4 protein-coding genes and 1 pseudogene are annotated in these 4,060 nt (G+C 53.3%); 4 read left to right on the top strand and 1 reads right to left on the bottom strand.

The genetic code is table 11. The features are described from left to right. Window positions 1-191 (top strand): annotated as a pseudogene (locus tag HMPREF3277_RS08450) (hypothetical protein); the annotation flags it as partial. A 254-nt stretch (window positions 192-445) separates the two neighbouring features. On the opposite strand, the gene HMPREF3277_RS08445 reads toward HMPREF3277_RS08450, so the two are convergent. After that, entirely contained in the window at window positions 446-1,642 is a 1,197-nt protein-coding gene (locus HMPREF3277_RS08445; protein ID WP_070870792.1) for an acetate kinase, read from the bottom strand. Between the two features lie 521 nt (window positions 1,643-2,163). On the opposite strand from HMPREF3277_RS08445, the gene HMPREF3277_RS08440 reads away from it, so the two are divergent. Genes HMPREF3277_RS08440 through HMPREF3277_RS08430 form a run of 3 tightly spaced genes read left to right on the top strand, consistent with a single transcriptional unit; the run spans window position 2,164 to window position 3,985 of the window. After that, on the top strand, window positions 2,164-2,469 hold the full coding sequence (locus HMPREF3277_RS08440; protein WP_049223426.1) for an HLGFF motif protein: 306 nt from the start codon (window positions 2,164-2,166) through the stop codon (window positions 2,467-2,469). Further along, window positions 2,469-2,666 carry a cbb3-type cytochrome oxidase assembly protein CcoS gene (gene ccoS / locus HMPREF3277_RS08435; RefSeq protein WP_003744897.1) on the top strand — a complete coding sequence of 66 codons (198 nt, stop codon included), beginning with the start codon at window positions 2,469-2,471 and terminating at the stop codon, window positions 2,664-2,666. The genes HMPREF3277_RS08440 and ccoS overlap by 1 nt, the downstream gene beginning before the upstream one ends. After that, entirely contained in the window at window positions 2,663-3,985 is a 1,323-nt protein-coding gene (locus HMPREF3277_RS08430; RefSeq protein WP_070870791.1) for an MFS transporter, read from the top strand. The genes ccoS and HMPREF3277_RS08430 overlap by 4 nt, the downstream gene beginning before the upstream one ends. The last annotated feature ends 75 nt before the right edge of the window (window positions 3,986-4,060 follow it).

Here is a 4,060-nt window from a genome sequence, read left to right as displayed (position 1 = left end):
TGTCGGGTGAGGAAAAATTGGTGAAATGGGGCGGCAACAAATATATGTTCTTTTGGGAACGCGACGGCGGCGACCCGCGCATCATGATGCAGTTTGGCACTGAGAAAAAAGACGGAACGAAGCGCAGTGAAGCCGAAGTCCTTGCGATTTGGGATACGGTTTTGCCGACTTTGAAGCCTGTGAAGCCATAGCGATGAAAAGGTCGTCTGAAAATGGTTTTCAGACGACCTTTTTACTGAAAAGCAACTTATCGCGGCTCTTGCTGAAAGGGAGGAAAACGTGATGGGGATCGTTGGATACGAAGCAGAAAAACCTACACCCTCTCCTTTCGTTTGACGGCGGAGAGAAAATCCCGAAGCGGGTCATGCAGACAAATCATGCTTTTTTGCAGTACAAACAAAAACCTGCCGTTTTCGGCAGGTTTTTTATCGGATGACTCGCTGTATTACAGGCCGCTCAGACGGGCGGTGTCGTGTGCAATCATCAATTCTTCGTTGGTCGGGATAACAACGGCGACGGCTGAGCTGTCGGCAGTCGTAATCACGCCGGCGTTACCGAAGCGGGCTTTCAGGTTGGCTTCGTGGTCGGCTTTCAGACCGAGGAAGCCCAAGTAGCCGAGTACGCGCTCGCGGATGATGTCGGAGTTTTCGCCGATACCGCCGGTGAAGACGAGCACGTCCAGGCCGCCGGCTGCCACAGCCATGCTACCGATGTATTTGGCGAGGCGGTAGATGAAGACGTCCAGGGCGAGTTTCGCGCCGGGATGGCCTTTGCCGGATTCTTCTTCGATGGTACGGCAGTCGTTGGACAGGCCGGACAAGCCGAGCAGGCCGGATTTTTTGTTCAGCATGTCGGTGATTTGGGTGATGGTCATGTTGGCGTTTTCAGCGAGGAAGCCGAAGACTGCGGGATCGATGTCGCCGCTGCGCGTACCCATCACGAGGCCTTCCAGCGGGGTCAGGCCCATGCTGGTATCGCGTGATTCTCCGTTGGCGACGGCGGTAATGGACGCGCCGTTACCCAAGTGGGCAATCACCATGCGCAGGTCTTTTTTGTCTTTGCCGAGGAAGCGTGCGGTTTCGTCGGCAACGAAACGGTAGCTGGTACCGTGCGCGCCGTAGCGACGCAAGCCGTATTTTTCATACAGTTCATGCGGAATTGCGTATGTGTAGGCATGTTCCGGCATGGTTTGGTGGAAGGCGGTGTCGAATACGACAACGTTGGGCAGGCCTTTGAAAATGCTTTGTGCAGCACGCAGACCCAAGAGGTGAGCGGGGTTGTGCAGAGGAGCGAGCGGAATACATTTTTCGATGCCGGCGATAACTTCGTCGTCAACGAGGATGGATTCGCTGTACAACTCGCCGCCGCTGACGACACGGTGGCCGATGGCGCCGATGCGGCTGTCGAGGCCGTGGGCTTTGAGTTCCTCCATCAGGGCTTCAACTGCGCCGGTGTGGTCGGGCTTGGCGGACAGGTCGACTTTGTGTTTTTCGCCGTTTACTTTGAACGTGATGTAAGCGTCGGGCAGGTTGAGTTTTTCGGCAAGGCAGCTGAGCAGGACTTCGCCGCTGTCGTTATCCAGCACGGCGCCTTTGAGGGATGAGCTGCCGCAGTTCAAAACTAAGATGAGTTTTTGGGTCATTTGTTGTGGCTCCTGGATGTTTCAGACGACCTGTGCGGGCAGTATCGGCAATCTGTTCTTTGTCGTGGATATACCGCCAAACATCTCCCGCAGGCATAATGGATGCGTTGAGGTTCGAGCCGGGCATCTGCGCGGCAGGCCGTATCGGTTAGTGGCGTAAAATCTATGAAAGAAAAATGATTGCTACATTCGGAATGGGGCAACTTTATGAATATTGCTTTCCGTGTGGTTTCTGCCGCCGCCGGTTGGACAGGGTCGTCTGAAATCGGTTGATGAATGTAAACCGCGCTATTCTAGCAAAAAACGGGGGCGGCTGCTTGGCTTAATGTTTGACTTGGAGCAGGCGGAAAGCGATAAAGGAAGATATTGATGTTTAAAGGGAAACGGTTGGTTTTCAGACGACCTGTCGAACGCGGGGGCGTAAAGCCCTTTGCAGGGGCGTGTCAAACTGTTACATTTAGAAAGTTTTTGTATTCACTATGTCGTCTGAAAACAGCGGCAGCCTTTTAAGATTCTTTGATATGCACTATTTCAGTATCCATACGCAACAAGGCGCCCATGTGGGCTTTTTCATCATGCTGCCGGATGATGAATCCGAAACGCAGCCGCAGAGCGGGCGTTTCGCCGTCAAGCTGCAAAGTGAAGAAGGCGCGGCGGCGGAGGTTTTGGCGCCTTTCGGGCAAACCGAGATTCCGCAATATTGGCGCGTCGTGAAAGACCGTATCGAGCTGTTTTTTGACGACGCCCCCGTCGGCTCGCTGCGCAACGAATATCTGACCGTATCGGGACAGACTTTTGTCTTAACCGATTTGACCGGAGCGATGTGATGGAAAGTATGTTTATCTTAGTGCCCATCAGCATTATTTTGGCGTTTGCCATCGGCTATTTTTTCTGGTGGTCGGGCAAAAACGGACAGTTTGACGACCTCGAAGGTCCGGCACACCGCATTCTGATGGACGACGATTCCACCGACAAGCTGCTTGAAAACGAAATAGAAAAAGAAGAACAAGAATCCGAAAAATGAGCCTCAAAAAAGACAATCTGAATTTCCCGACCAGCCGCCGTTTCGCCCCACTATTCGGCACGCAGTTTCTGGGCGCGTTCAACGACAATATGTTCAAAACCGCGCTGTTTGTGATGATCAGCTTCTACGGTTTGGGCAAAAACAACTTTCTGCCCGCCAGCCAAATGCTGAACTTGGGCGCGCTGCTGTTTATCCTGCCGTATTTCCTGTTTTCCGCGCTGTCGGGACAATTGAGCACCAAATTCGACAAAGCCGTCTTGGCGCGATGGATCAAAGTATTGGAAATCGTCATTATGGCGGTGGCGGCGTTCGGCTTCTATATCCAGTCCGCCCCGCTGCTCTTGATCTGTCTGTTTTGCATGGGCGCGCAATCGACGTTGTTCGGCCCACTGAAATACGCCATCCTGCCCGATTACCTCAACGACAAAGAGCTGATTATGGGCAACAGCCTGATCGAATCGGGAACGTTCATCGCCATTTTGTTCGGTCAGATTTTAGGCACGTCCGTCGCAGGCTTGCCGCCCTCCGTCGTCGGCATCTTAGTCTTGCTCGTCTCCATCGGCGGTACGTTGACCAGCTTCTTCATGCCTAACGTCCCCGCCAAAGCCCCCAACACCAAAATCGAATGGAACATCGTCAAAGGTACGCACGCGCTCCTGCGCGAAACCGCGCAATATGATTCCGTCTTCACATCCATCATCGGCATTTCATGGTTTTGGTTTATTGGCTCGGTTTACACCACCCAACTGCCGACTTTCACGCAAATCCATTTGGGCGGCAACGACAGCGTCTTCAACCTCATGCTCGCCCTATTCTCCATCGGCATCGCCGCCGGCTCGGTGTTGTGCGCCAAACTCAGCCACGAACGCCTGCTCTTGGGCTTGGTAACCGTCGGCACGACGGGTTTGACCGTATTCGGCTTGATTTTGGTATGGCTGACCCAAGGGCAACGCTTTACCGAACTCAACGGCATCACCTGGTTCCTGTCGCAAGGCATGGCGTATCCCGTCATGCTCGTCATGACGCTGATCGGTTTCTTCGGCGGCTTCTTCTCCGTCCCGCTCTACACTTGGCTGCAAACCGCCAGCAGCGAATCCTTCCGCGCCCACGCCGTCGCCGCCAACAACATTATCAATGGCGTGTTCATGGTATCGGCTGCTATTTTAAGCGCGGTACTCTTGATGCTGTTCGACAGCATTTCCCTGCTTTACCTGATCGTCGCCATCGGCAATATCCCCTTGATTGTTTACCTGATCCAGCGCGAACCCCGTTTCTTAAACGATATGGGCAAGATATTTCACAATATCGGCAAACGGTAAAGCCTAAGCTTAAAAAAGGTCGTCTGAAAACGGGAATCCCATTTGAACTGCACCCCAAAAGTTGGACATCCCCTC

Origin of the sequence: Neisseria sp. HMSC70E02, from assembly GCF_001838645.1 — a bacterium.
Taxonomy (GTDB): domain Bacteria; phylum Pseudomonadota; class Gammaproteobacteria; order Burkholderiales; family Neisseriaceae; genus Neisseria; species Neisseria macacae.
The sequence above is the reverse complement of the archived record's forward strand: the minus strand, read 5'-3'. Positions and strand labels throughout refer to the sequence as shown.